Genomic DNA, 23,412 nt, shown 5'->3' on the forward strand with positions numbered 1-23,412 from the left:
GTTCGTGTTTCTCAATTTGAGAATCATATTTGATAAATGGCTAATATCTGAGGAAGAACGCTGTGGGTTGAATATTGATCGGCTACTTTATGTATCGCGGCCACCTTCATAGATGCTCTTTCGGACTCGCTCTTTGAGATCCACAATGCCAGGTACTGATTGAGTTCGGCCTCGTTATTCGTTATGAACCCATTGATATCGTGTTCAATCAGTTTGTTCAAGTCTCCCACATTGGTACAAAGAATAGGTATGCCTCGGGCCATGGCTTCTAGTGCGGCCATGGGCAATCCTTCATATCGGGATGGAATCACAAGAAGTTCAATGTTTTGCCAAATCGAATCCATGTTGGTCTGGTGTCCGTGAAAGACAAGATTAGCGGGCGCACGACTTTTTAGCTCGGTTTCCATCGGGCCGCTGCCATAACAATGAAAGTGATATTGAGGGTTTTGATAGGACAAGTCTAAAAAGCGATCGGGGGCTTTTTCAATACTCATGCGTCCAACAAACGCGATTTCAGAGCCCTTAGATTGTGAGACATCGGCCGTATCGATAAAGTTATTGAGAGTAAAAGTGGGGGTTGGGATTTTTTTCTTTATCAAATCACTGACTGATAAACAGGCGTGAGACAACATCGAGGTGTACCGATCAACAAAGTCATAGATTTTCACTCGACCCTTTGGTGTTTCCCCTGCGTGATAAGTAGAAATGTGTCTGAATGATACTTTTGGAGTGGCAAAGCGCGCCAGTCGAGTGTAGATACTTGCTTTGTAACCATGCGCGTGGATAAGAATAGGTTTGTGAAACACTATTGCGGACGTCAGTGATTGGAATGTACTACGCGCAGGAAAGGCATGGTTTAAGTAAAAAAAAGGTATCGACGCTTGCTCTAGCTTTTCAGAGAGAAGAGCGGGCTGTCCATAATGGGCAACAAACACCACGGTAACGTTAACATCGAATACCTTTAATCCTTTGGCAAGTTCAAAAACATGGGTTTCGATACCGCCAAATGTCAGGCTATCGATGATAAGCCAAACCCTTTTATCGTCGAGTGGTTCAGGCAGTGCTGTGTTCATCATCCGATTCCCAAGCTTGCTTCTTGCGATAGACCGTAGACGGGCTTAGCTCTAACAGTACGGCCGCGCTTAGGACGTTTCCATCACAATAATCTATTGCATTTTGGATGGTCTCGCGTTCTATTTGCCACATAGGTCTAATGGTGGATGCTTTAGACGCAGTCGATTCCTGACTGTCATGGGACGCCATCAAAGCATCCTGCGCAGGCGAGGGAGCGGATACTAGAGCTACCTCCTCTGTTCTTCTCTCATGACTGGGCGATGAGGCGTCTTTATGTGTGTGGTTGGGAACATGCTTAGCGGTTTGTTTAGTGGCCAATTGTTTAGTGGCCAGAATTTGAGCGGGTAGGTGAGCGACGGATAACTTGGCTTCGTCGTTCAAGACGACAATATTACGAATAATATTCTGCAGTTGCCTAACATTTCCCGGCCACTGATATTTCTTAAGCAGCAGTTCTGCATCTTTGTTGATACCAGTAAACTTTTTACGGTCTTCTTTCGCATAGATTTTCAGGAAATGATTGGCGAGGATAACGATATCATTTTCACGCTCACGCAAAGGCGGCATTTCAATCGGGACGACATGCACTCGGTAGTAAAGATCTTCTCTGAATCGACCCTCCTCAACTTCAAGAAGTGGATCTCGATTCGTTGCACATAAGATCCGTACATTAACTTTGACCTCCTTTGTCGCACCGAGTGGAGTAAATGTGCCTGTTTGCAAAAAGCGCAAAAGCTTCTTCTGCATGTCCAAGTCCATTTCGCACAACTCATCAAGAAACAGTGTGCCGCCATCTGCCATTGACGCCGCGCCTTTTCTATCACTCGTCGCTCCGGTGAAGGCGCCTTTAACATGGCCGAAGACTTCACTTTCCATCAAGTCTTTAGGTATTGCGCCACAGTTAATAGCGACAAATGGCATTTTTGAACGTTGGCTTTCTTTATGAATCGCTTCTGCGCAAACTTCTTTCCCGGTCCCGCTTTCACCGTGAATAAAAACACTTGCCGTGGTGGGGGCAACGGAGTCGATAATCTTGTAAACCGCTTGCATGGAAAGGCATCCACCCAAGAAACCGTGGAATCGGTTACGATCGAATCTTGCTTCAATATCTTCAACAAGGTGCTCAAGCTTTGCCTGCTTCAAGTGCAGTGAAATAGACGTTTTTAAGCGATCGGCTTTGATGGGTTTTTCTAGAAAATCTTTCGCCCCTTTCTGAATGAGACCGACGGCAATGTCAACCGAACCATGAGCCGTTGCAATGACAGCGGAGGTTTGAATTTGGTTTTCACCAATCCAGTCCAGTATATCTTCACCCGACATATCGGGGAGTTTTAAATCCAAAATAATAAGATCTGGCACATTACGTTCTATAAACGCGATGGCTTCTTTGCCTGTTTCAACATGAAATAGGTCATAAGGTTCATCTTTGACGTATTGCTTATAAAGCACAGCAAGCGATGTTGAATCTTCTACGAGTAGTACTTTGGGTCTCATCTGCTACGTCCTTTTAACTAATATAGAAATACGCTATATAGAATGAACACATCTATAAGTTGGAAAATGAATAAGGGCAATCAAACTCGTCGTCTAATAATCTAAGCGTCTATAAATCCTAAATCTTTTCTCATGACCAAGGCGTCAATAGAACGTTTGGCCAAAGACAGCAGTAGTGGGATACGATCAAGCGCAACGTCAAATTGCTTTTGTAAGCACTGCTTTTCAATTTCTCTAGCGAGTTCTGCAAGTGCGCGGTTACCTAGGGCGAAAGCCGCGCTTCCTAATGTGTGTGTTTCAAACTCAAGCTGTTCCACATTTTTGCTGTTCATTGCCTCGGTGATGTTGCTTAACCGAAGCGCAGATTCTTCAACATAATGATCGATTAGGATCGGTATGACGTCTGCACTGGTGTCAGCAATCATTTGATTCAATATCGATTCATCAACGTACTTAGAGATAGATTCGGGTAGTTCACTTGATACGCTCAATGGTTAATTTCTCTCTGGTCAGCATTCACTTATTCATTATTAAAATGATAGCCCAGTATGAAAAAAATTCTGATATTTTGGCAACGCAGAGGTGAATGAATAGCGATTTTGTGATGTGAATAAGCTCAATTTATCAATAAGCTGCGATAAATTCACTTATTCACTTATTCACTTATAACGATAGGGTGAAGCAAGAAGCAAGAAAGTAACGCCGAACTATTCTAGATTAAACCTAAACAAAGATTGAAGAGATAGAGTGAGGATTAAAGTCAGGCAGATAATGACAAAAATTCATTTCGGCTCAGCCAATTTTCGAGTTTGACTCTAAGCTTTTTGGGGAGGAAAGGAATGCGTCTTAGCTCGCGAATAATTTCGGCACTTAAAGTCGGTTGATCTTTTACATTGAGCACGGTGCCGAGCAAATCTATTTGATCACTGCTCAAGAGTTCGACCGCTTTTTTGATATGAGATGAAGTGGTACTGCCTCCTTTTACTACCAGGATCGTTTTGTCACAGGCACTGGCGACACTCTGTGCGGGTATATTGCCACGGTTAATTTGTAATAACGGAGAGGTATCGATGATCACTCGATCAAATTGACCCTGCCATTTTTTTACTGCGTGGCTCATAAAGGTCGGATCTTTATACGCAAGTTGTGTGGATTGATCGCTCGGTATCGCGACACCGGTGAACAATCGATGGCTGTCGACATGTTCTATCAACTGCGTATTCCCTTCTGGGCTTATGGTGAGCTCTTTAAAGGCGGGATTAAACATGTTTAAGTCGACCAATAATGCGTTATGTCCTGCTAGCATATATCGTTCAGTCAAAGCACTAGCGACTGAAGTGACGCCATCTAGCGATTGGCAAGCGGTGATGCACAGTGATTTACACCCAGAAAGTTCTGCAGACAAATAAATTTGTTCAATTTCAGCATGGGTCGCAGGAATAGCCATTAGAGCGCTCCTATTAGTACAATCGTAGTGGTTAGGCGGAGTATATCGGTTAGACCTACACGGGCCTTTTCCATGAAGCTTTCACTCTGGTCTGGGATAAAAATGGTGTCACCAGCACGCAAAACAGGAAGCTGTCTTATATTGGCGGTACGGCTGAACTCAATCAGATCAAATGTTCTAGCCTGTCCCTGACAGCAAGACATATTGACGACAGAAATCTTTTCAACATAAGCGTTATCACTTGGACCACCAGCTTCTGCTAGGATATCTAAGATGGTCATGTTGTCGTCAAAAACATAACGACCGGGTTTATTGACCGCACCAAGCACACGTATGGTTGACTCTTTCGAGCGATCTAACCAATTCTTGTTTTTTTCTGGAATATAAATCGTATCGCCCATGGTCACGGTCGGTAATAAGTTTTCGTCTCCCGTTTCAAAATAGAGTGATAGATTGAGCTTACTGACTTTGGAGTAGGTTTTGTCTCGGTGCGTGACTCTAATATTATGTATATCTGCTTCTTTTGTCGGGCCATCTGCGGCAGCCAGTATGTCGAGAAAATGCATTTCTTTAGTGAATCTAAAGCGTCCAGGCGTGTTCACTTGACCAAAAATATAGATAGAAGCATCTGAGCTTTGACGTACCCATTGAGATTTATTGTCAGAAGGATCTTGTGGTAAGTCATGAATACGGACGATCGAACCGGCAGAGATGGAAGGAAGTTCATTCGGCTTCGCACCATTTAAAATGAACGCGTCTAAATCAAAGACCACTAATTGTTTCTCTGCATCGATAACCTCGATCTTAGTGGTGTCGGCTCGAAGTGTCGGGCCGCCAACATGGGAAAGTAAGTCCATCAAATTCATTTCGTCCGACCATTCGATACGACCGGGTCTGACGACTTGTCCCATCACATTGACGGCTCGGTTTGGTGATACCTTTAGCCACGATTTTTCGTTCATATCGGTCTTTTCAGGTACGAAAATCGCGTCCCCCGGCTCTATAGCGGGTGGCTTGGATCCTTGAAGACCTTCTGTGTAGGCAGTCAGATCGAATGGAATGACTTGTCCACTGGCTTTAATCACACGAATTTGACGGGATTCTGCAAATCGAGTTGGCCCCCCTGCGTTAGCCAAAATATCCATAAAGGTTGCGCCTAATTTCCCTTCAAAAGCACCAGGAGAAGCGACTTCACCCATGATGTAAACGGTATTTGCGCCGGATTTGATTTCTTCTTCTTGCTTAGGAACAAAAACAGTTGAGCCTGGGTTGAGTTTAGGTAGCAGGGAAGAGTCGCCGCTATCAAGGTATCGCTTTAGATTAAACAGCTCTGGCGTATTGTTGGTAATGATCCGAATTTGCTCAACACTCGCATAACGTGTGACACCGCCAGAGCGCATTAAAATATCCACCAAATCACTGCCTTCCTTAAACGAGAAAGAACCCGGTGCATTCACTTCTCCAAAGACCTTAATCGCACTGCGTCCGTCGGCACTGTCACCTGAATCAGCGAGCTTAGCAGGGTCGAATTCTTGCTCGATATTACTGACTAACGGTGAGGCAGGAACAAACAGCGTATCGAGAGATTGAAGGGTTGGAAGCTGTTTTTCATCACCGGAATCTAAAAATGCTTTGTAGTTGAATGTCTGTTTGTCTCCACCGCGTTTAAGTAACATGTTATTAAGCTGGGCGCCCGAGCGAAGCCCCCCTGCTGCGTAAAGTGCCATTTGAATATCGGCGCTTTTCGCTAGCGTGTATTCACCGGGTGAGTTTACATACCCTTGAACTGAGATGAGAATTTGCTGCTCTGAAATATAGACATCGGCATTTGATAAGTCTCTGAATACGGATTCTAACGCCCCTAAAACAGCGTTCTTTAATTGTTTCTCATCGTAGCCAACGACATAAAGCGCGCCAACTTCGGGTAGGGTGATTCTTCCGCGTTTGTTCACTTGAAAGCCCTTATTCAAGGTGCCTTCTCCGGGGAGATTCACTTGGATGAGATCGCCTACTTGTACGATTTCTTTGGACGATACTTCTTCTGTCGCCCAAGCAGTAGTCAGACTCAGTGTCATTGCCACAGAGAGAAATACGATAGATAGACGCTTACACTTTCGTCCTGATTTTAACTTTAACCTAAGCGCAAACTGAAATATAAGGTTAATCATACAAGCCCCCCTGTGACGCCGTCACTGAATGATCAAGTGTCGATACAATTTCGATGCTCACGCGTCGATTGGTGAGCATAACCGCCTGACTTTCACCTTCAAATAGGGGTAACTGAGCACCAAGAGAGTGAGTGGTAATCCTGTTTGGTGCTAAACCAAAAATGGTAAGGTAGCGTTTGACTTGCTTTGCTCGGCCCATGGCAAGCTTTTCATTTTCGATGTCGTTCCCCTGCGAATCAGCATGGCCGGTCACAGAGAGCTTCAAGTCTTGATTTTCGAGCAGAATATTAGCGGCTCTTGCTAAATGGCCCATGTATTTAGGGTTAATCTCTACTGAATTTGTAGCGAATTGATTATCGACGTTCAAAATCTCGAACAGCTGATCAATAACCACAAGCTGTTGGTCCAGTTTGAACTGACTCAAAGGCGGGGAGCATCTTGTCTCTGAAGTAACATAATCGAGTTGCAATTCCAGTTCATTCAAACGTTTTCTTTGTATTACTAGGTCGTTCGCCGCATCAAGAAGCAGTCCACCTTCTAATTCGCGAGCAATTCTATTTTGTTTCTCTGTCGCTTGAACGACCGCGGCAGGAAAACACCAGTTGGCCCCTTGTCTGATTAACGAGTCCAATTGAAGTTTAGCGAGTTGCCAGTCAAATCTTAGACCATGCTCTGGGCCCAGTGGCTCATTCGGCATGATGGGAGAAAACTCGGAACCGGCATAACTTTCAGCTAACCCTCCACGGCCTTCTTCTGGATAGCTAGTGCATCCAAACAAAATCGTTAAGGATGCAATCAAAGCTATTGAGTTATGAAATCCCTTCATTGCCAACGTCCTTTTATTATAAGTATTATTAGTATAGTTGCATTTAGTGAGAATTTTTGTTTACCGGTATGGCTTGTCCTATACGCAGTAAATTGATGATTTCTAAAGGTTGCCCCGTAACATTTTCAATGCGCATAAAACGTTCTCGTTCTATCAAACGTTTATAAAGATAAACCAGCGCGCCAACTCCCGACGAGTCGAGAAATGCCACGTTGCGAAAGTCGAGCTCTATCTCACTATGGCGATCATGAGTAATGACTTGATCGATATGTGGCAGCGCATCTTTGCTTCCCTCAGCATCTAGGTTACCCATAATTTCCAATGTCAGAATTGTGTCACTTGCTTCAATAGTTCGTAGTTCCATGATAATTACTCCTGTTTGGTTTATTTCTATAGAGCAGGTTCTGTGCCATCAATTAATATTATATATATCAGATGGATAGGTTGTATTTTTAGGGATTTGTCAATTTGGAAATCGTTTATTCTCATTTTGAGAATCAAAATATAAACACGGGTAACAACCCACAGATAGTGTGAACTGTATGGAAAAGTGAGTGAATTGTTATGAGCCTGCTCGCATTGACAAGATTGTGGTGAACTTAGTTAGCCGTTCTCTGGAAGAATACGTTAACTCAACAGACAAGGAGTGTTTCGTGCGGTTATCTGTAATTTCAATAGGAATTTGCCTTGCGTTTAGCTGCCCAAGTTACGCAGAGCTTGCGTATGACATGGGTGTGATGAATGCACACAGTTATCAGTCAGGAATAAATATTGAGGAGTACTGGCAAAGTGAAAAGTTAGACGGTATTCGCGCGATATGGACAGGAAAGACGCTGTTAACCAGAAAGGGCAACCCAATTAATGCGCCAGATTGGTTCACCGAAGCGTTGCCCAACTTTGCGCTAGAAGGAGAGCTTTGGGCGGGACGTGGTAATTTTCATCTTGTACAACAAACGGTTCTAGACAAAGTACCTTCTGACTCTGCATGGGAGAGAATCGATTACATGCTGTTTGATATGCCTCAGTCTGCCGGTGATTATCAGAAACGGTATTACAATATTTTACACTGGCTTGAACATAACAGCGCCCCTCACCTTAGATACGTAGAACACAAGCCGATTGCATCAGAGGAAGAGCTGTTTCGACATTTAGACAATGTCAGTAGTGACAACGGCGAGGGTATCATGCTGCGTAAAGTGACTAGCCGTTATCAGGCGGGTCGGAGTAATGACATGCTTAAATTGAAAAAGCATGAGGATACAGAAGCATTAGTTATTGGGTATAAGCTTGGAGAGGGTAAATACAGAGGGTTGATGGGTTCGTTGCGGGTCAGGCTAGAATCGGGCGCTGAGTTTAATATTGGTAGCGGGTTTACTGATGAACAAAGACGTAACCCACCCCAAATAGGTTCAACGATCACGTTTAGATATAATGGATGGACACAAAATGGTATTCCAAAATTTGCTCGTTATTTACGTGAGCGTAAACTGTTTTAATAGTCAGGTTACGTCCATAACCTGACTATAAGATCAATCCCTCAGAGAACTGGGCCATATTAGTTCGCGTTATTACCCAGAAATATGACAAGCAATAGCACTTGTCTCTATTGTTTAGCAACAAATGTTTAGCAACAAAATTACTTAGAATCTAAATTCTTTAGATGCAAAATTACACAGAAGCTAAATTCTTTAGAAGCAGAATTACTTAGCTGCAAAAGCCAATTGATCTTCTACACTTTGCTTATGCATCCATTGAAGCCTAATGCCTAACATTAGGGCCGCCGAAGAAAGACCGATAATAAAGCCGACCCAAAAACCGTGAGCCCCCATAGGTTCAACAATCCAATCGGTCATCCCCAGAATGTAGCCGATGGGTAACCCCAGTATCCAATACGCAATGAATGTGCGATTGAAGATAGCCGTCATGTCTTTATATCCTCGAAGGGCACCCGCTGCCACCACTTGAATTGAATCGGTACACTGGTAAACAGCCGCAAACAATAAAAGCTGCATCGCAATCGTGATAACCGCTTTGTTATCAGTATACAAATAGGCAATGTTCTCTTTAAATACGACCGTTAGCGCAGCGGTAAATACGGCCAGTACAAGTCCTACAATAATGCCCACACGAGATGCGATCATCGCACCTTCGATGTTTTTCTGTCCCAACATATGACCCACTCGGATACTCACCGCAGCACCAATACTCATGGGTAGCATAAACACCAGTGAAGAGAAATTTATAGCGACTTGATGAGCCGCCACCACAAGAGCCCCTAACGGTGCGACTAAAAGTGCAACAACGGCAAACAGGGTGACCTCGAAGAACATCGCGGCCGCAACAGGAAAACCGAGTTTAAATAAACGAATTAGTGCTTTCGGTTGTGGTCGATGAAATTGGCCAAATAGCTGTATGTGGGCGAGGCGTTTCGACGTCACAACATAGAAAAGTAGCATCGCGAGCATTAACCAGTACACGATAGCAGTGGCGACGCCACAGCCCACACCGCCTAATGCGGGCGCACCAAACTTACCGTACACAAAAATCCAGTTAAGTGGAATGTTAACTAATAGCCCGATAAAACCAATCACCATGGCCGGTTTGGTGAGTGCTAATCCATCTGTGTAGCTACGCAGAGCCTGAAAAAGTAGAAAAGCGGGCACCGCAAAGATGACCGCAAACATATAGCCGTTCGTTTTTTCAGCCATTAACGCATCGACATTCATCATGTCCAGAATCCGTTGAGTCTGCATAAGCACAATAATAATGGGCACAGAAATCAGCAGCGCCATAGCAATCCCTTGATGGATTTCAAAAGGAATTTTATTTTGACGCCCAGAACCATTGAGTTGCGCGACAATTGGCACAAGCGCCATGAGCAGACCAATACCAAATAGAATCGAGGGTAGCCAAATACTTGAGGCAATAGACACTGCGGCCATATCGGTCGCGCTGACGCCACCGGCCATTATCGTATCAACGAACCCCATTCCAGTTTGCGCGATAGAAGCAATAAAAACGGGCGTAGCAAGCTTAACGAGGTGAGATGCCTCTAATTTGTAACGATGCACAGGAACTCCAAAGGAAGGAGGAAAGAAAAAGAGTCCACCGATGTAAAATCATCAATAATGGTGTTGTCGGGCATGATAAAGAAATGTCACACTAAGCTCCATAAAAAACTCATGGAATTTAACTATGTTTACTGGAATTGTCCAAGGCACAGCACGTGTTGTTAAAATCGATAAAAAAGAAGACTTTCAAAGCCATACTCTTTCACTTGCTGAAGAGCTCAGATTCGGCCTAGCTATTGGTGCGTCAGTTGCACATAACGGGTGTTGTTTAACGGTTACTTCAATAAACGGTGATTTGGTGACATTCGATTTAATGCAAGCCACATTGAAACTGACCAATCTTGGCGAGATAAGCGAAGGTGATGAAGTGAACATTGAAAGGGCAGCCAAATTTGGTGATGAAATTGGTGGCCACTCAATGTCTGGGCACATCGCTTTTACCGCAACCATAGATCAAGTGATCAACACGCCCAATAATAGAACACTGTGGTTTTGCGTCGATAAATCGGCCATGAAATATATCTTGGAAAAGGGTTATATTGGTTTGGATGGTTGTTCGTTAACGATTGGCGAGGTGGAGAAAGGGCGATTTAGCGTGCATCTGATTCCAGAGACGTTAGCGCGAACCTTGTTTGGGAGCCGAAAAGCGGGCGATCGAATTAACGTTGAAGTTGATCCACAAACACAAGCCATTGTGGATACCGTGGAACGTGTACTTGCTCAGCGCGTATAGTATCTCTGTATCCAAATAAAAGAAGCACCCTTTAAGGGTACTTCTTTTATAGACATTCTTTTATCGGAAAAAGTTCGTTAGCTATGCGTTAACCAATTATTAACTAAAGGGTTCGTCTTCAATACTCGCGATCAAGCTAACTTGTTGCTGGCTATGATCGATATGCATATTTAGGTGGATAGAACGGTGACAAAACGGGCAATCATCGTAAAACTCTTGGCTTTCACTAGAAGCGTCGAGAGTGACTCCAATAGTATGATCGCAATTGGGACAAGTGATATTTTTCTCTGTATAAATTCTCATTGCGTACTCCATGACATCTATGCAATAAAACGATTTTAATGGCCGAAGTTAGTAATGGTCGTGAATTAAGTGGAAAGTTTGAGTTACACCATAAAAACGCGTCGAATATAATATTGCTCATTGATTTCTATAAATACTATTTGCCGGTAAATAAGAGGGTTATTTCATCGGGGAATCGTTATTCGTACCATTATGAGTTTGATGAATGTTTTTTGTGGTTTCGCTCTAGGTATGCTTTTACCAACTCCTGAGCATCAGGTAGTCTAAGGTTATTAATATCCACTGTGTGAGTGGAGAACTTTAAGGTAAACGATGCAATCGAAACATAAAAACACCTCATCTCCACTCAATCCGTCGCCAGCAAGTGAACAAAAAGAGCAGGGGGAGAACAATAAAAATCTGAGCATTTTGTTTAATCTCGTCGAGTTCGTTAAACCTTACAAGGTAAGTGTTATTGCGGCGCTTCTCGCGCTGATGTTTACTGCTTCGTTGACACTGTCGGTGGGTCATGGCGTCAGAATGTTAATTGATGAAGGATTTTCTCAGCGATCCATTGACGATCTTGGTCGCGCCATTCAATTTATTCTTCTGGTGACCGTTTTTATCTCTGTGGGTACATTTTTCCGGTTTTACCTCGTCTCCTCAGTGGGGGAACGCGTGAGTGCAGATATAAGACTCGCTGTGTTCAATCATGTCATCACTTTACACCCCAGCTACTTTGAAACCCATGGCAGTGGAGACATTATGTCTCGCATCACTACCGATACCACACTGCTACAAAGTATTATCGGCTCCTCGTTTTCTATGGCGATGCGCAGTGCACTCATGTGTATTGGCGCAGTGGTTATGCTTTTTGCCACCAATATAAAGCTGACCTTAATCGTATTAACGTCGGTGCCGTTTATTATCGTGCCCATCTTAGTGTACGGCCGCAGAGTCAGAGCGTTGTCGAGAAAGAGCCAAGATTCGATGGCGGACGTAGGCAGCTACGCCGGTGAAGCCATTGAACATATCAAAACCGTTCAAAGCTACAGCCACGAAGAGCAAGAAAAGAAAGCGTTCTCGATTGAAGTGGAAAAAGCATTTGAAATTGGTCGCCAACGAGTAAAACAGCGCGCTATCTTAATTTCGGGCGTTATTGTGATTGTGTTCAGTGCGATCGCAGGGATGCTTTGGGTAGGTGGAAGTGATGTCATCAACGGTAATATGTCAGCGGGGGATCTCGGGGCTTTTGTCTTTTATGCCATTATGGTTGCCTCATCTCTGGGGACAATCTCAGAAGTGCTAGGCGAACTCCAACGGGCAGCGGGCGCAACAGAAAGGTTGATCGAACTGCTTCAAGTGGAAAGCAATATTGTCGCGCCTAATCGTAATACTCGGTCACCAGCTAGCTTACCAGCCGAAGTGGTATTTGAGAATGTCACTTTTCACTACCCGTCAAGACCTGACCAAGCAGCCACCGATAACCTTGTTCTAAGGGCAGAGGAAGGTAAGGTTTTAGCGCTTGTCGGGCCATCAGGAGCGGGTAAAACCACGCTGTTTGAGCTTCTTCAACGGTTTTACGATCCACAGAAAGGTCTGGTCACTCTTGGCGGTATCGACCTGCGTGAGTTTGATCCTTATGAGCTACGTCAACAAATGGCACTGGTTCCTCAACAGCCAGCGTTATTTAGCCACGATGTATTTCATAATATTCGTTACGGCAACCCCGATGCCACTGATGAACAAGTGATCGACGCGGCGAAAAAAGCCCATGCGCATGAATTTATTATGAATTTGCCTCAGGGGTATCAAAGCTTTCTTGGTGAAAGAGGAGTACGTTTATCGGGTGGACAAAAACAGCGGATTGCTATTGCGCGTGCGATCTTAAAAGATCCTAACATTCTATTGCTAGACGAGGCGACGAGCGCACTAGACAGCGAAAGTGAGCATCATGTGCAGCAAGCGTTGAAAGAGTTGATGCGTGGAAGAACGACGCTCATTATTGCTCATCGATTATCGACAATTAAGCATGCCGACCAAATAGCAGTGCTCGACCAAGGGCGATTAGTCAATGTTGGGGATCACCAATCATTACTAAACAGCTGTGAGTTGTATCAACGATTGGTTGAGTTACAGTTCAAGCACATGTCTTAGTTGAAGAATCTCAAGCTAGAATGTAAAAAAGAATCAGCATCTGTTTGTGATGAAAAAGGCCACTAAATTAGCGGCCTTTCTAGTGAACCGCCTATTTCATTATAAACCTTGAACGTATTGGTCGTTGGTTCTAATCGTGACGAGCTGTTCTAGATTCTGTCGAGAGCCGCTAACGCCGTTGATCAAGCCTTCAAAGTGCTTAATCAATTCAGCCTTATCTTGCACTTCTTTAGAGCCTGCACCAATATTGGTTAGATCAATGAAGAATTCATCAAACAAATCCGAGAAATCAGTCACAGCCTCATGATTTAAAAACTGCTCGTGATTGTAGATACTCGGGTAGCCACCTTTTTGTTTATCAACCGCAAATGAAATGCCTTTCACATTGGTAATGGTTGTTGCTTTCTCACACTTGAGCATACAGCCCGCTTCGATACTCGGTTTATTGCAGCCAACGGTTCTTTGGAAAAAGCACTGTCGGCTCGTCATCATAAGAATAGGGTGGTAAATGCTGTAGAACAGTTTGAAGTTCTCTGGGCGGGTGATATGACGGATTTGGCCTTTATTGATCTCGTTTGAAATAAACGCACCGGCACAGTTTAGCTCTTCTTTAAGGGTAACTAACGCGTGTGAGTTGGTCGTATTCATGAATGGCCCAGCCACCCATTCAATGCCCATTTCATAGGCTTTATAGGCAATGCCGGTATTGTTAGTGACGATACGCTCAGGTTTAACTTCTTCTAAGATACGCACTGCTTCATCGTAATCTTTACCAATCAATACCGCAGGGAACCAAGGAATCAAACGAGGGTTTTCAGCCAAAATATCGATGTATTTATTGCAACGTTTTTTAAAGCTTTCGGGTAATTTAAAATAAACATCCGCATCAGTAATGTCACAGATGTGCAGATCGGCGACGTCAGCAATTAGCATTGAAAGCGTTGGCGTTTCGTTCACTTTAGGGTGCTTTTCAAGCGCAGGAACATCGACATGCTTAATGACATCGACAGAACCATTTAAAATGAAATCAATTTCTTCTTTCAGCGCTGAAATTTCTTTCAATGGAATGCTGAGTCCTTCTTCCATACGAGAAAAATCATACTCAGCCAATGTATGTACAGGGCTTTTTAACGCTTTAAAACGTTTGGTCAACAACTCTTGAGTAATGGCTTTTTCACCCGCAACCGATAGAGCAGAAGAGGACTGAACGGTAAATGTCTCGTCTTTTGAAATAACAGAGACAGTTAACGGCTGTCCCAGTTTTGCATCAAATGAAAGCATAACCTGTGTCTTAGAGATATCGAGGAATTGAATTTTTTCTCGCATCTCTGCGCCGATTTCATTTTTTGACGTGTAGAGGTTGTCTGTTACTTCTTGAATTTGTACAACGGAGATCGACTCGTTTTCCGACGTCGCTTTGTCGACCGCATAATTCACGCTGTTGTCGCGTGGATTATCAATAAACATGTCTTTCGTCAGGTTACCTTTGAGGAACGAGTTCGTGAAATCACGATTAAACACTTTGTGCAGATTAGCGTCATCTTCAATCAATAAGCCTTTTTCGACGAAGCTATCGATTTGTTTACGCCATGTATCGACAACGGTATACACATAGTGAGCGCCTTTGATGCGCCCTTCAACTTTGAGCGAATCCACTTTTGCGTCAACCAGTTCGGGTAGATCGTAGTAGGCCGAGTTGTCTTTTAAGTTGAGTGGGTACTTATTACCGGCGTCGGTGATTTCATATTCATCACGACATGCTTGGCTACAACGGCCACGGTTTCCGGAATTACCAACACTGACGGAACTTGAATAACATTGACCCGAAAATGCAATACACAAAGCACCGTGTACAAAGACTTCCGTCAAGACATCGTGATCATGAGCGACTTCAGTGAGCATTTTAATTTCAGGTAGGTTGAGTTCTCGAGAGAGGTTAACGCGTGTTGCCCCAATTTTGGCTAAGAATTTGATTTGACCTTCGTTATGGGTCGTCAACTGAGTAGAGGCATGCACATCTAATGATGGAAAGTGCTTTTTAACTAAGTCAAATAACCCTAAGTCTTGAACAATAATACCGTCAAGCTTGGTATTGACGAGTTGGTTAAGCAGTTTACTAATGCTTTTAATTTCGTGTTCTAACAGCACGATATTCAATGTCAGAAAAACTTCGCAGCCATATTGGTGAGCTAACCGTATAACGCCATTCAGTTCATCAAGTGATAGGTTTGATGCTCTATTTCGCGCGTTAAACGTATTTAAACCGCAATAGACTGCATTCGCACCTGCCACGATAGCCGCTTTTATTGCTTCTACGTCACCGCCAGGGGCTAATAATTCAATTTTTCTGCTCATTTGAAACCGCTCAGTGTTTTTAACTTATAATTTTTGAGCGCGTATTCTAACGAGATCACTTGTTCATTACCACAACTCTCGCTTTCGTTGACTTGCGTCATATTAAATCACTAAGAAATAACGTTGTGTTTTACCAATCTAAGCAAATTGAAAGGTGGAAAAACTATGGAGGGGGTGCCTGTATTTTATTATGCAAACCACACTACTTTCGGTTGTCATAACAAACTGCTATTTGAAAGTAGTGATCGTTTGCCTATATGAGTGCTGTTGGAGGGTTAAAATCATGCATAAAGACTCGCTAATAACTATTTATGTTGTTTATCAAACCTTCTGCCTCGGCAAGGTAATGCCCGCCAAATAAATTGTAATGATTCAGAACATGATACAAGTTATAAATATCTTTTCTTTCTCCGTAGCCAAAATCTAAGGGTAATATGCTTTCGTAACCATGATAGAATTCAGGCTGAAACCCACCAAATAACTCAGTCATGGCAATATCGCATTCGCGATCGCCCCAGTAGCAAGACGAATCATAGCAAATTGGGCCAAACGCAGAATTGGCGACATTACTGTGCCATAGATCGCCATGGATTAATGACGGGCGAGGGTGGTGATTGGACAGGATCTCTGAAACTCGCTCAGTAAATTCTGCGATATTAACCAGCTCTATACCTTTCTCTCTGAGAAGTTGAAGTTGCCAGCCAATGCGTTGCTCGGCAAAAAAACGATGCCATTTACGATCCCATTTGTTTGGCTGTAATGTCGTGCCAATGTAATTATCTTCATCTAACCCAAACTCTTTCTGCTCACCCCATAAATGCAGCTTCGCAAGTTGCACGCCAAACTTATAACTCTGTTTATCATCTTCAAGTGGCTTAGTGGCTAAATAATTAAATACGATAAAAGAATGATCTTTGCTGGTACCGGTCAAGATAACCTCGGGGATAGAGACGGTAGAAGTGCTACGCAGAAGATTAAGGTTGTCGGCTTCAATGAGATACTTGTCAATGAAGTTTCTCGTATTCGATTTTACAAAATAACGTTGCTCACCGTCACTTATCATGTAGCAATCATTGATGTCACCACCGTTCATCTTTGCGCGCTCGGTGATCGTATAATTGAACATAAGTGCTTCAGAGAGTTGTTGAGTCAATGCTTGCCACATAATAATAACCTTCAGATAAGTACTTATTTACATTAAGTTTAGGACAATTTTTTTCGATTACCTGCTCAAGAGTTGACACAAAGCGAGAATTTTCGCCCTTTTTATCGTTAATGCGGAGAAGTGTGACTTTAGTCAAGCGCAGTTAACACTAATGAGTTCTCGATTTTTTTGTAATCGATGAGTAATGGCCAATTTTAATTCACCAATACGGACTCCCTTATTGAATTGAAGCCTCGTTTCTTTGACAGCGACGTGATTAGTAAACTATAAAGTGAGCTCTAAAGCATAATCAGGTTGTTAAAGTGCGTATACTTGTCTTAATATTAATGAGAACCTATTCTCATGTATTGCAGTAACTAGGAGATTTAAGTGTGGTTGTAGAAACCGATGGATATTTAGCCTTAATTGAACATTTAGCATTGAACCTAGATGTGTTTACATCTGCAGACGGCGATACGGGTGCTGAAAGTATTGAAGATGTCGTGACTGACATGGTTTCAAGCAACATTATGGCCATTTTTGAACAAAATCCAGAGCTGCATTCAAGTGTACGCTTTAAGTTATTAAAAGAAGCGGATTCCGTTGTTGAGGATTTGGGAGAGGTATTGGCAGGAGCCTGGACTAAACCTGCAACCAACGAACAGATCACCTTCCTTGACGAATACATTGCCTTGGTGAAAAACCTGTTCGACGTTGCAGTGGCGACCTACGATTAATTTCCCATTTCAAACATACCCAATCAGTTGACTATAGGCGGGTATTCTACTCGCCTATAGTGCCAAAACTTAGATGCCCAATAGGGGTTATCAACTCTAGAAATAATCACGCCTTTTGATGTGGAAGCATGCAAAAACTGACGGTTTCCCAGATAAACACCCACATGGCGAGTGGTTCTCGATGTTCTAAAAAATATCAGATCGCCCACTTCCGCTTCGTCATAGCCCACCTTTGACCCAACTTTACTTTGATGAAGTGTCGTCCTTGGAAGTTTCACATTTAAAGCATCGTGATAAGCGATTTGCACAAATGCAGAGCAATCAATGCCTTGAAATGACGTGCCGCCCAAACGATACGGCACTCCTTTCCAGCGTTCATATACGTTCATAAATGATTGCTTAACCTTATGCTCGTAGGCAGATAAGGTCGGAGAACCTGATGCAGAGCTTGAAGATCCACTTACGGGTTTCGAAGGACCAGATGTATTTGTACAACCGATCAAAAAGCCAATGCCGATAATGATGATTGTAGTGATCTTTAGTTTAGTCATTTGACATCTTATTGAAATATCGTTGAAATTTATTTGTAATGAGTGACAACTAGCATAGCGGATAACGTGTTCGTCAAAGTAGCTAGTAAAAACATGAACAAAAAAAGAAACACATCATTTTCTCTATCGTTAGTTCAAACCATCAGTGCGGTATTTATCTGCATTTTACTCTTAATTCTTGCACTGTCATTTATTACCACAAAAAGTGTTGATCGAGTTGGCCATGAGTTTAGTGCTTTATCGGAAAAAGCGCTGCCGTTAGCGATCAATAATGCCAAGTTGACTCAGACCATTCTCGAACAAGTGAAACATATAAGCTATGCCACACAGGGGACAACGGTGGAAGCACTAAACGAGAACACAGTAAACATTCATGAGTTAATGAAGAAAAGTAACCTGCTATTGAATAATGTCAGTCAGTTTTCCGATGGGTTCACGACGCGTGAAGAAAAAGATGAAAATTCCCGTCTACTGACGACATTAAAAAATAGCCTACAAAAATTAAACGCGTCAACCATTTCTATACTCGATACTCAGAAAAGCTTACTTGAACAACAAAACACAATCGATGACCAAGTGGGAGCATTTCGTTATGGGCTCAGTTCCATTGGCCCAGAGATGAATCGTATCGCTTCCTTTCTAAGCAACAATAATCCGGAGTCATCTGACGCTGCTAATCGGTTTATCGCCAGCGCTAGCTCTATAGAGAGTACATTTTTGATGCTGATGATGCAGGTAGACTTAGAAAAAGCGGAAGAGCAATATCAAGAAATGAGAAACCGAATTGCAGGGATCAATCTTGCCTATGATGACTTCAAGGATTGGCATCCAGATATCGAAGAGTTTTCCAGCTTGACCACCCCTTACACTATGGTAAACGATGGGTTCAAACAGCAAGGAATTTTGAAAAATATCATGACTAAATTGTCATTGTCGACTAGCCAAAAAACGCAGATAGCCGAAGTCGTGCGCCTTGGAGATACAACCGTAGCGGCACTTGAAGCTATTTCTCAAACGGCATTATCACTGATTGAACAGCGAGAGTTAGCGGTTAATAAAACGATCATTTCAACGTTCAGTCGAATTGCAATGATTGGGACAACGATTGCCTTCATTATTGTTACATTTGGTCTCGGTTTAAGACGTTGGCTAAATACTAGCCTCAAAAACATCACTATTCATCTTAACCGTTTAAGTGATCATGATTTTTCATCGAGTGTACCTATTATCGGCCCTAGTGAATTTCAGGAAGTATCAAAGAAACTCAATACTGTTATTGAATCCACAAGCCGATCTATTTCTACCGTCACCCATAACTGTGAAACTTTATATAAAACAGCCGAAATTAGCCATAACGCGGCAGAAAGTTCAAATGCTACCTTAATTGAGCAAAATACGTCACTAGAGAGCATGATCACGACAGTGAATGAACTTGAGGCTTCAATTAGTCAAATATCCTCGATCACCCACCAATCGTATCAAGATTCATGTCAAGCCTCAGAACACTCGCAACGAGGTTTGGACGTCGTTGAAACCAATCGACAACGACTGGAACAGTTAGAAGAAACACTCAATGCAAATGAAGATTCAATGGTCGAACTTGATCATCGAGTAAAACAAATACGCGAAATGGTAGAGATGATATCGGCCATTGCTGATAATACGAATCTATTGGCGTTGAACGCTGCCATTGAAGCCGCACGGGCTGGGGAACAAGGAAGAGGATTTGCCGTGGTTGCTGATGAAGTAAGGCAGTTGGCGAGCGGAACCTCACAACAGACGAAAAATATCAGAGTCAAAATGAACCAATTGATCGCCGCTGCTGATAAATCTCGTGTGGCGGTTGAGCATTCTCGTGTAGAAATGGTGTCAGCATTAGCGTCAAGTGTGGAAGTAAAGGCGACATTTTCCGATATAGAACAAGCGGTCAATCAAATTCAAACAAGGGTAGAGCAAATTACTGTGGCGACAGAAGAACAAGAGCGCGCGACCAAAGAAGTGAGTCAATCCATTGCTCTTGTCTCTAAGCAAGGTGACCAAACGAAATATCAGCTGCAATCCATGGTCGAAAGCTCAGAGCAAGTGGCAACGATTGCTGGGCATCAGCAAACCATGCTTCACAAATACTCACTGTAAATTCATCACAGATGAAATCTGAGTTTATTCAGTGCGTAGTCAGTTAAGTGCTAAGTTAGTTAAGTGCTTAGTTAACTCAACGCTTACGAAAAGGTTGAGTTAACATTTTGTCCAACCATTGCTCTCTTTTTGAGCGAAATACGGGTAAGCCTATGGTCATCTGGTCGTGACCTTGCTTCGGTTGAGCAATATAAGTGTTAAACAGCCTGTCCCAAATTGATAAGAAAAAACCGAAGTTAGAGTGAGTCTCTCGTGCGATGATAGAATGATGTACACGGTGCATATCGGGAGTCACTATCCACTTTCTTAACACCGAATCAATGGTAGGGTGAAGTCGAGCATTACTGTGGTTAAACATAGCACTGCCGTTAAGCAACACCTCAAAAATAACCACAGCGCTTGCTGGAATACCCACAATCATAACGATAGCAATCTTGATAAACATCGAAAGAATGATTTCAACGGGGTGGAAGCGAGCGCCTGTCGTCATATCGATGTCTTGGTCTGCATGGTGCACCTGATGCAATCGCCAAAGAAAAGGAATCTTGTGAAAAACCGCGTGTTGACAATAAATCGCGAGATCCAGCAGCAATACTGAAACAATAAGCGTAAGGAAAGCAGGCATCGAGGCTCGATTAAAGAGTCCTATTTCGTTAATCGTCGCGTATTGGGCGGCTTGGTATGCGACAACAGGAAAAAGCACAGCGAGAAGTACGCTGTTTAAAGAAACCAGTCCAATATTATTTAGCCATCGAACGCTTTTACTTTGTGTTAGGCGCTTACGCGGTAATACCCACTCCCATATTGCGCACAACATGAAAATAGAGACAAAAAATATCAGTCGGATTGACTCTGGATTATTCATAACAACTTCCTTTGATTCTTAGTGTACTGTAAGTACAATGCCGTCAACTTTCTAGTACTAATCAAGCATCATGAGAATTCACGCCTTCCACCACCTACTTAAATATCGTCAGAGCCTGTCGACTCGCACGTTTAAAGCACGAGGGGCTAAAGTATCCCGTTGCGATTATTGCCAAGTCGCCACCAAGCACTGCCTCTGTGAATATCAGCCAGATATCGAGACTAATGTGGCGGTTATGCTGATCGTTTCTGACAATGAAGTGTTTAAACCGAGTAATACAGGGCGATTAATAGCGGATGTTGTGAAAGAAACAAGCGTGTATCAGTGGAATCGTACCGAACCAGACGAAGCGATGTTGGCCCAGCTTAACGATCCCAAGTATTTCCCACTCATTGTTTTTCCTGAAGACTATGTTGATGACAAATCTCGGTTGATTAATGAACAAAGCTTTCCTTTACCCCACAATAAAATGCCATTGCTGATTTTTATTGATGGTAGCTGGCGAGAGGCGAGAAAGATATTTAGAAAGTCCGATTATTTAAGCCAGCTTCCCGTCTTTTCAATTAAGCCGGAATCCGTATCTCAATATATGATGAGGAAGTCTGATAACGATGACCATCTTTCTACCGCAGAAGTTGCCTCTATTGTGCTTAGCAAAGTGAACGAAAACCAAGCGGCTCAGGTACTAGAAATGTGGTTTGAGACTTTTCGCGAAAGTTATCTATTAACAAAGACGCGCTTGAAACCGGATCTCACTAAACCCGCGCTGAAACGTTTCCTAAGTGAAACTAATTTCGAGAAGTAACTCTAATAATTGGAAACTCGTTGGTCTATAAATGTACAGTTGCATTTAAGTGCCAGATAAATTTGTCGTATGTCACGGTTTGTAGGCTGAGCTATATGGATAATGACAAGAGAATAATTTTAGCACCTCGCTTGGGTGCTTTTTAAGGAGAGATTGGAATGTATTACGGCTTTGATGTGGGCGGCACAAAAATTGAATTTGGGGCTTTTAATCAGAAATTAGAAAGAGTCGCGACGGAACGAGTACCAACGCCAACGGACGATTATCCACTATTAGTCGAAACCATTACCTCATTAGTGAAAAAGTACGACCAACAATTTGAGTGTGAAGGCAAAGTAGGGCTAGGCCTACCGGGAATGGAAGATGCTGATGATGGTACGGTTTTAACGGTTAACGTTCCTGCCGCGAAAGGGAAACCATTACGCGTAGATCTAGAAAAAAGCTTAGGTCGCCAAGTTAAGATAGAAAATGATGCCAACTGTTTTGCTTTGTCTGAAGCATGGGATGACGATCTAAAAGATCAACCGAGTGTTATGGGGCTAATTCTTGGTACAGGCTTCGGCGGCGGTTTGGTTTATGAAGGAAAAGTGTTTGGCGGCAGAAACAACGTTGCGGGTGAACTTGGTCACGCTCGTTTACCTATCGATGCATGGTTTCACTTAGGGGACAACGCGCCTTTACTGAGTTGCGGTTGTGGTAAGAAAGGCTGTTTAGACAATTATCTGTCGGGGCGTGGCTTTGAACTTCTTTACGCGCATTATTATGGCGAGGAGAAAGCAGCTATCGATATTATTAAGGCCCAAGCAGAAGGCGAGGCTAATGCAGTAGCGCATGTAGAGCGTTTTATGGAGCTCCTTGCTATCTGTTTTGCTAACATTTTTACGGGTAATGATCCCCATGTAGTTGCACTCGGTGGTGGCCTTTCAAACTTCCAGATGATCTATGAAGAGATGCCTAAGCGTATACCAAAGTATCTATTGTCGGTTGCGAAGTGTCCAAAAATCATTAAAGCAAAACATGGCGATTCTGGTGGTGTACGTGGTGCTGCGTTTCTTAATATAAAGTAGTTTTGCTTTGTACATACCACTTTGATTTTCTGTACGGAATTTTGCGTAGATTGGAGCTTAGCTACAATACAAATAGAAAAGGGCTTGCATCGGCAAGCCCTTTTCTCATCTAGACACTATTCTCTAGATGAGAAAAGTGTCTAGACAAATCGTATCAAGAAATGAATATCGATAATCGAGGACGTTATTTTTTACCGACGCCTTTCTCACCAACCTCTTTCTCACCAACACCCAAGTTTTCTTTTTGCTTTAAGGTGATTTTACCAAAGCCAAGTCGCGCAAAGTGATTATCACGGTAATTACGAACCGCTTTAGTATCTGATACCGCTTCAATTTGTTGTTCCATTTTTAAATAGCCGCTTAAATCAATCCCTTCAGCTTCGGCAACCGCTTCGTGAATATTGCGGTGTTTCTCGTAAGAAAATACAAGCTCTTTGGCTTCACTTTTGTAGGTGTAAAGGATAGTACGTGCCATAAAAATAGTTCTCAAAATAAAAGGC

21 protein-coding genes are annotated in these 23,412 nt (G+C 42.9%); 7 read left to right on the forward strand and 14 right to left on the reverse strand.

All coding sequences use genetic code 11. The features are described from left to right. Window positions 1-23: 23 nt before the first annotated feature. From A1QO_RS08930 to A1QO_RS08960, 7 genes are all read right to left on the reverse strand, one after another. The gene (locus A1QO_RS08930; RefSeq protein ID WP_017041197.1) at window positions 24-1,073 is read right to left on the reverse strand and encodes a glycosyltransferase family 4 protein; all 1,050 of its coding nucleotides are present in this window, start codon (window positions 1,071-1,073) and stop codon (window positions 24-26) included. Next, on the reverse strand, window positions 1,054-2,568 hold the full coding sequence (locus tag A1QO_RS08935) for a sigma-54-dependent transcriptional regulator (RefSeq protein ID WP_017041198.1): 1,515 nt from the start codon (window positions 2,566-2,568) through the stop codon (window positions 1,054-1,056). Before A1QO_RS08935 ends, A1QO_RS08930 begins: the two co-directional genes overlap by 20 nt. Before the next feature lie 101 nt (window positions 2,569-2,669). Next, entirely contained in the window at window positions 2,670-2,993 is a 324-nt protein-coding gene (locus A1QO_RS08940) for an Hpt domain-containing protein (RefSeq protein WP_017039908.1), read from the reverse strand. Between the two features lie 335 nt (window positions 2,994-3,328). After that, window positions 3,329-4,015 carry a hypothetical protein gene (locus A1QO_RS08945; RefSeq protein ID WP_017039909.1) on the reverse strand — a complete coding sequence of 229 codons (687 nt, stop codon included), beginning with the start codon at window positions 4,013-4,015 and terminating at the stop codon, window positions 3,329-3,331. Then, window positions 4,015-6,090, reverse strand: coding sequence for an SLBB domain-containing protein (locus A1QO_RS08950; RefSeq protein WP_198926683.1), 2,076 nt, complete (start codon window positions 6,088-6,090; stop codon window positions 4,015-4,017). The genes A1QO_RS08945 and A1QO_RS08950 overlap by 1 nt, the downstream gene beginning before the upstream one ends. Before the next feature lie 85 nt (window positions 6,091-6,175). Then, the gene (locus A1QO_RS08955; protein ID WP_017039911.1) at window positions 6,176-7,009 is read right to left on the reverse strand and encodes an OmpA family protein; all 834 of its coding nucleotides are present in this window, start codon (window positions 7,007-7,009) and stop codon (window positions 6,176-6,178) included. A gap of 43 nt (window positions 7,010-7,052) precedes the next feature. Then, window positions 7,053-7,373, reverse strand: a complete 321-nt coding sequence (locus tag A1QO_RS08960; RefSeq protein ID WP_017033366.1) for an STAS domain-containing protein — start codon at window positions 7,371-7,373, stop codon at window positions 7,053-7,055. 190 nt (window positions 7,374-7,563) lie between these two features. Between A1QO_RS08960 and A1QO_RS08965 the strand changes: the two genes are divergently transcribed. Then, window positions 7,564-8,505, forward strand: a complete 942-nt coding sequence (locus A1QO_RS08965; RefSeq protein WP_017039912.1) for a DNA ligase — start codon at window positions 7,564-7,566, stop codon at window positions 8,503-8,505. Window positions 8,506-8,709: 204 nt separating this feature from the next. Here the strand turns inward: A1QO_RS08965 and A1QO_RS08970 are convergent, their stop codons facing one another. Continuing rightward, window positions 8,710-10,080, reverse strand: a complete 1,371-nt coding sequence (locus A1QO_RS08970) for an MATE family efflux transporter (protein WP_017039913.1) — start codon at window positions 10,078-10,080, stop codon at window positions 8,710-8,712. A 124-nt stretch (window positions 10,081-10,204) separates the two neighbouring features. Between A1QO_RS08970 and A1QO_RS08975 the strand changes: the two genes are divergently transcribed. Then, window positions 10,205-10,813, forward strand: coding sequence for a riboflavin synthase (locus tag A1QO_RS08975; RefSeq protein ID WP_017033363.1), 609 nt, complete (start codon window positions 10,205-10,207; stop codon window positions 10,811-10,813). Window positions 10,814-10,912: 99 nt separating this feature from the next. Here the strand turns inward: A1QO_RS08975 and A1QO_RS08980 are convergent, their stop codons facing one another. After that, window positions 10,913-11,116: a CPXCG motif-containing cysteine-rich protein gene (locus tag A1QO_RS08980; protein ID WP_017033362.1), complete on the reverse strand. Its 204-nt coding sequence runs from the start codon at window positions 11,114-11,116 to the stop codon at window positions 10,913-10,915. Window positions 11,117-11,428: 312 nt separating this feature from the next. Between A1QO_RS08980 and A1QO_RS08985 the strand changes: the two genes are divergently transcribed. Next, entirely contained in the window at window positions 11,429-13,252 is a 1,824-nt protein-coding gene (locus tag A1QO_RS08985) for an ABC transporter ATP-binding protein/permease (protein WP_017039914.1), read from the forward strand. A 99-nt stretch (window positions 13,253-13,351) separates the two neighbouring features. Here the strand turns inward: A1QO_RS08985 and A1QO_RS08990 are convergent, their stop codons facing one another. Beyond that, window positions 13,352-15,607 carry a peptidase U32 family protein gene (locus tag A1QO_RS08990; RefSeq protein WP_017039915.1) on the reverse strand — a complete coding sequence of 752 codons (2,256 nt, stop codon included), beginning with the start codon at window positions 15,605-15,607 and terminating at the stop codon, window positions 13,352-13,354. A gap of 298 nt (window positions 15,608-15,905) precedes the next feature. Continuing rightward, the gene (locus A1QO_RS08995; RefSeq protein WP_017033358.1) at window positions 15,906-16,772 is read right to left on the reverse strand and encodes a fructosamine kinase family protein; all 867 of its coding nucleotides are present in this window, start codon (window positions 16,770-16,772) and stop codon (window positions 15,906-15,908) included. 371 nt (window positions 16,773-17,143) lie between these two features. Between A1QO_RS08995 and A1QO_RS09000 the strand changes: the two genes are divergently transcribed. Next, window positions 17,144-17,488 (forward strand): DUF3802 family protein, encoded by a 345-nt coding sequence (locus A1QO_RS09000; protein WP_017033357.1) that lies wholly within the window; start codon window positions 17,144-17,146, stop codon window positions 17,486-17,488. A 23-nt stretch (window positions 17,489-17,511) separates the two neighbouring features. Here the strand turns inward: A1QO_RS09000 and A1QO_RS09005 are convergent, their stop codons facing one another. Then, window positions 17,512-18,039, reverse strand: a complete 528-nt coding sequence (locus A1QO_RS09005; RefSeq protein WP_017039916.1) for an NlpC/P60 family protein — start codon at window positions 18,037-18,039, stop codon at window positions 17,512-17,514. Window positions 18,040-18,132: 93 nt separating this feature from the next. On the opposite strand from A1QO_RS09005, the gene A1QO_RS09010 reads away from it, so the two are divergent. Continuing rightward, window positions 18,133-20,175: a methyl-accepting chemotaxis protein gene (locus tag A1QO_RS09010; protein ID WP_026026907.1), complete on the forward strand. Its 2,043-nt coding sequence runs from the start codon at window positions 18,133-18,135 to the stop codon at window positions 20,173-20,175. Between the two features lie 76 nt (window positions 20,176-20,251). Here A1QO_RS09010 and A1QO_RS09015 read toward each other — a convergent pair whose 3' ends face one another. Beyond that, window positions 20,252-21,040 (reverse strand): sterol desaturase family protein, encoded by a 789-nt coding sequence (locus tag A1QO_RS09015; RefSeq protein ID WP_017033354.1) that lies wholly within the window; start codon window positions 21,038-21,040, stop codon window positions 20,252-20,254. A 70-nt stretch (window positions 21,041-21,110) separates the two neighbouring features. Between A1QO_RS09015 and A1QO_RS09020 the strand changes: the two genes are divergently transcribed. After that, window positions 21,111-21,845, forward strand: a complete 735-nt coding sequence (locus A1QO_RS09020; protein ID WP_026026712.1) for a tRNA-uridine aminocarboxypropyltransferase — start codon at window positions 21,111-21,113, stop codon at window positions 21,843-21,845. A gap of 158 nt (window positions 21,846-22,003) precedes the next feature. Next, window positions 22,004-22,912: an N-acetylglucosamine kinase gene (gene nagK / locus A1QO_RS09025; protein ID WP_017033352.1), complete on the forward strand. Its 909-nt coding sequence runs from the start codon at window positions 22,004-22,006 to the stop codon at window positions 22,910-22,912. Window positions 22,913-23,096: 184 nt separating this feature from the next. Here nagK and A1QO_RS09030 read toward each other — a convergent pair whose 3' ends face one another. Next, window positions 23,097-23,387 (reverse strand): DUF2960 domain-containing protein, encoded by a 291-nt coding sequence (locus A1QO_RS09030; protein WP_017033351.1) that lies wholly within the window; start codon window positions 23,385-23,387, stop codon window positions 23,097-23,099. Window positions 23,388-23,412: the final 25 nt, after the last annotated feature.

It is taken from the genome of Vibrio genomosp. F10 str. ZF-129 (assembly GCF_000287055.2).
In the GTDB taxonomy this organism is placed as follows: domain Bacteria; phylum Pseudomonadota; class Gammaproteobacteria; order Enterobacterales; family Vibrionaceae; genus Vibrio.

Excerpts from the sequence above, each read along its gene's own strand:
- A1QO_RS09005 (WP_017039916.1), bottom strand. The coding sequence starts at position 18,039 with ATGACTAAACTAAAGATCACTACAATCATCATTATCGGCATTGGCTTT.
- A1QO_RS08945 (WP_017039909.1), bottom strand. The coding sequence starts at position 4,015 with ATGGCTATTCCTGCGACCCATGCTGAAATTGAACAAATTTATTTGTCT.
- A1QO_RS09015 (WP_017033354.1), bottom strand. The coding sequence starts at position 21,040 with ATGAATAATCCAGAGTCAATCCGACTGATATTTTTTGTCTCTATTTTC.
- A1QO_RS09020 (WP_026026712.1), top strand. The coding sequence starts at position 21,111 with ATGAGAATTCACGCCTTCCACCACCTACTTAAATATCGTCAGAGCCTG.
- A1QO_RS08975 (WP_017033363.1), top strand. The coding sequence starts at position 10,205 with ATGTTTACTGGAATTGTCCAAGGCACAGCACGTGTTGTTAAAATCGAT.
- A1QO_RS08930 (WP_017041197.1), bottom strand. The coding sequence starts at position 1,073 with ATGAACACAGCACTGCCTGAACCACTCGACGATAAAAGGGTTTGGCTT.
- A1QO_RS09010 (WP_026026907.1), top strand. The coding sequence starts at position 18,133 with ATGAACAAAAAAAGAAACACATCATTTTCTCTATCGTTAGTTCAAACC.
- A1QO_RS08995 (WP_017033358.1), bottom strand. The coding sequence starts at position 16,772 with ATGTGGCAAGCATTGACTCAACAACTCTCTGAAGCACTTATGTTCAAT.
- A1QO_RS08950 (WP_198926683.1), bottom strand. The coding sequence starts at position 6,090 with ATGACACTGAGTCTGACTACTGCTTGGGCGACAGAAGAAGTATCGTCC.
- A1QO_RS08980 (WP_017033362.1), bottom strand. The coding sequence starts at position 11,116 with ATGAGAATTTATACAGAGAAAAATATCACTTGTCCCAATTGCGATCAT.
- A1QO_RS08935 (WP_017041198.1), bottom strand. The coding sequence starts at position 2,568 with ATGAGACCCAAAGTACTACTCGTAGAAGATTCAACATCGCTTGCTGTG.
- A1QO_RS08955 (WP_017039911.1), bottom strand. The coding sequence starts at position 7,009 with ATGAAGGGATTTCATAACTCAATAGCTTTGATTGCATCCTTAACGATT.
- A1QO_RS08985 (WP_017039914.1), top strand. The coding sequence starts at position 11,429 with ATGCAATCGAAACATAAAAACACCTCATCTCCACTCAATCCGTCGCCA.
- A1QO_RS08960 (WP_017033366.1), bottom strand. The coding sequence starts at position 7,373 with ATGGAACTACGAACTATTGAAGCAAGTGACACAATTCTGACATTGGAA.
- A1QO_RS08940 (WP_017039908.1), bottom strand. The coding sequence starts at position 2,993 with ATGATTGCTGACACCAGTGCAGACGTCATACCGATCCTAATCGATCAT.
- nagK (WP_017033352.1), top strand. The coding sequence starts at position 22,004 with ATGTATTACGGCTTTGATGTGGGCGGCACAAAAATTGAATTTGGGGCT.
- A1QO_RS09030 (WP_017033351.1), bottom strand. The coding sequence starts at position 23,387 with ATGGCACGTACTATCCTTTACACCTACAAAAGTGAAGCCAAAGAGCTT.
- A1QO_RS08990 (WP_017039915.1), bottom strand. The coding sequence starts at position 15,607 with ATGAGCAGAAAAATTGAATTATTAGCCCCTGGCGGTGACGTAGAAGCA.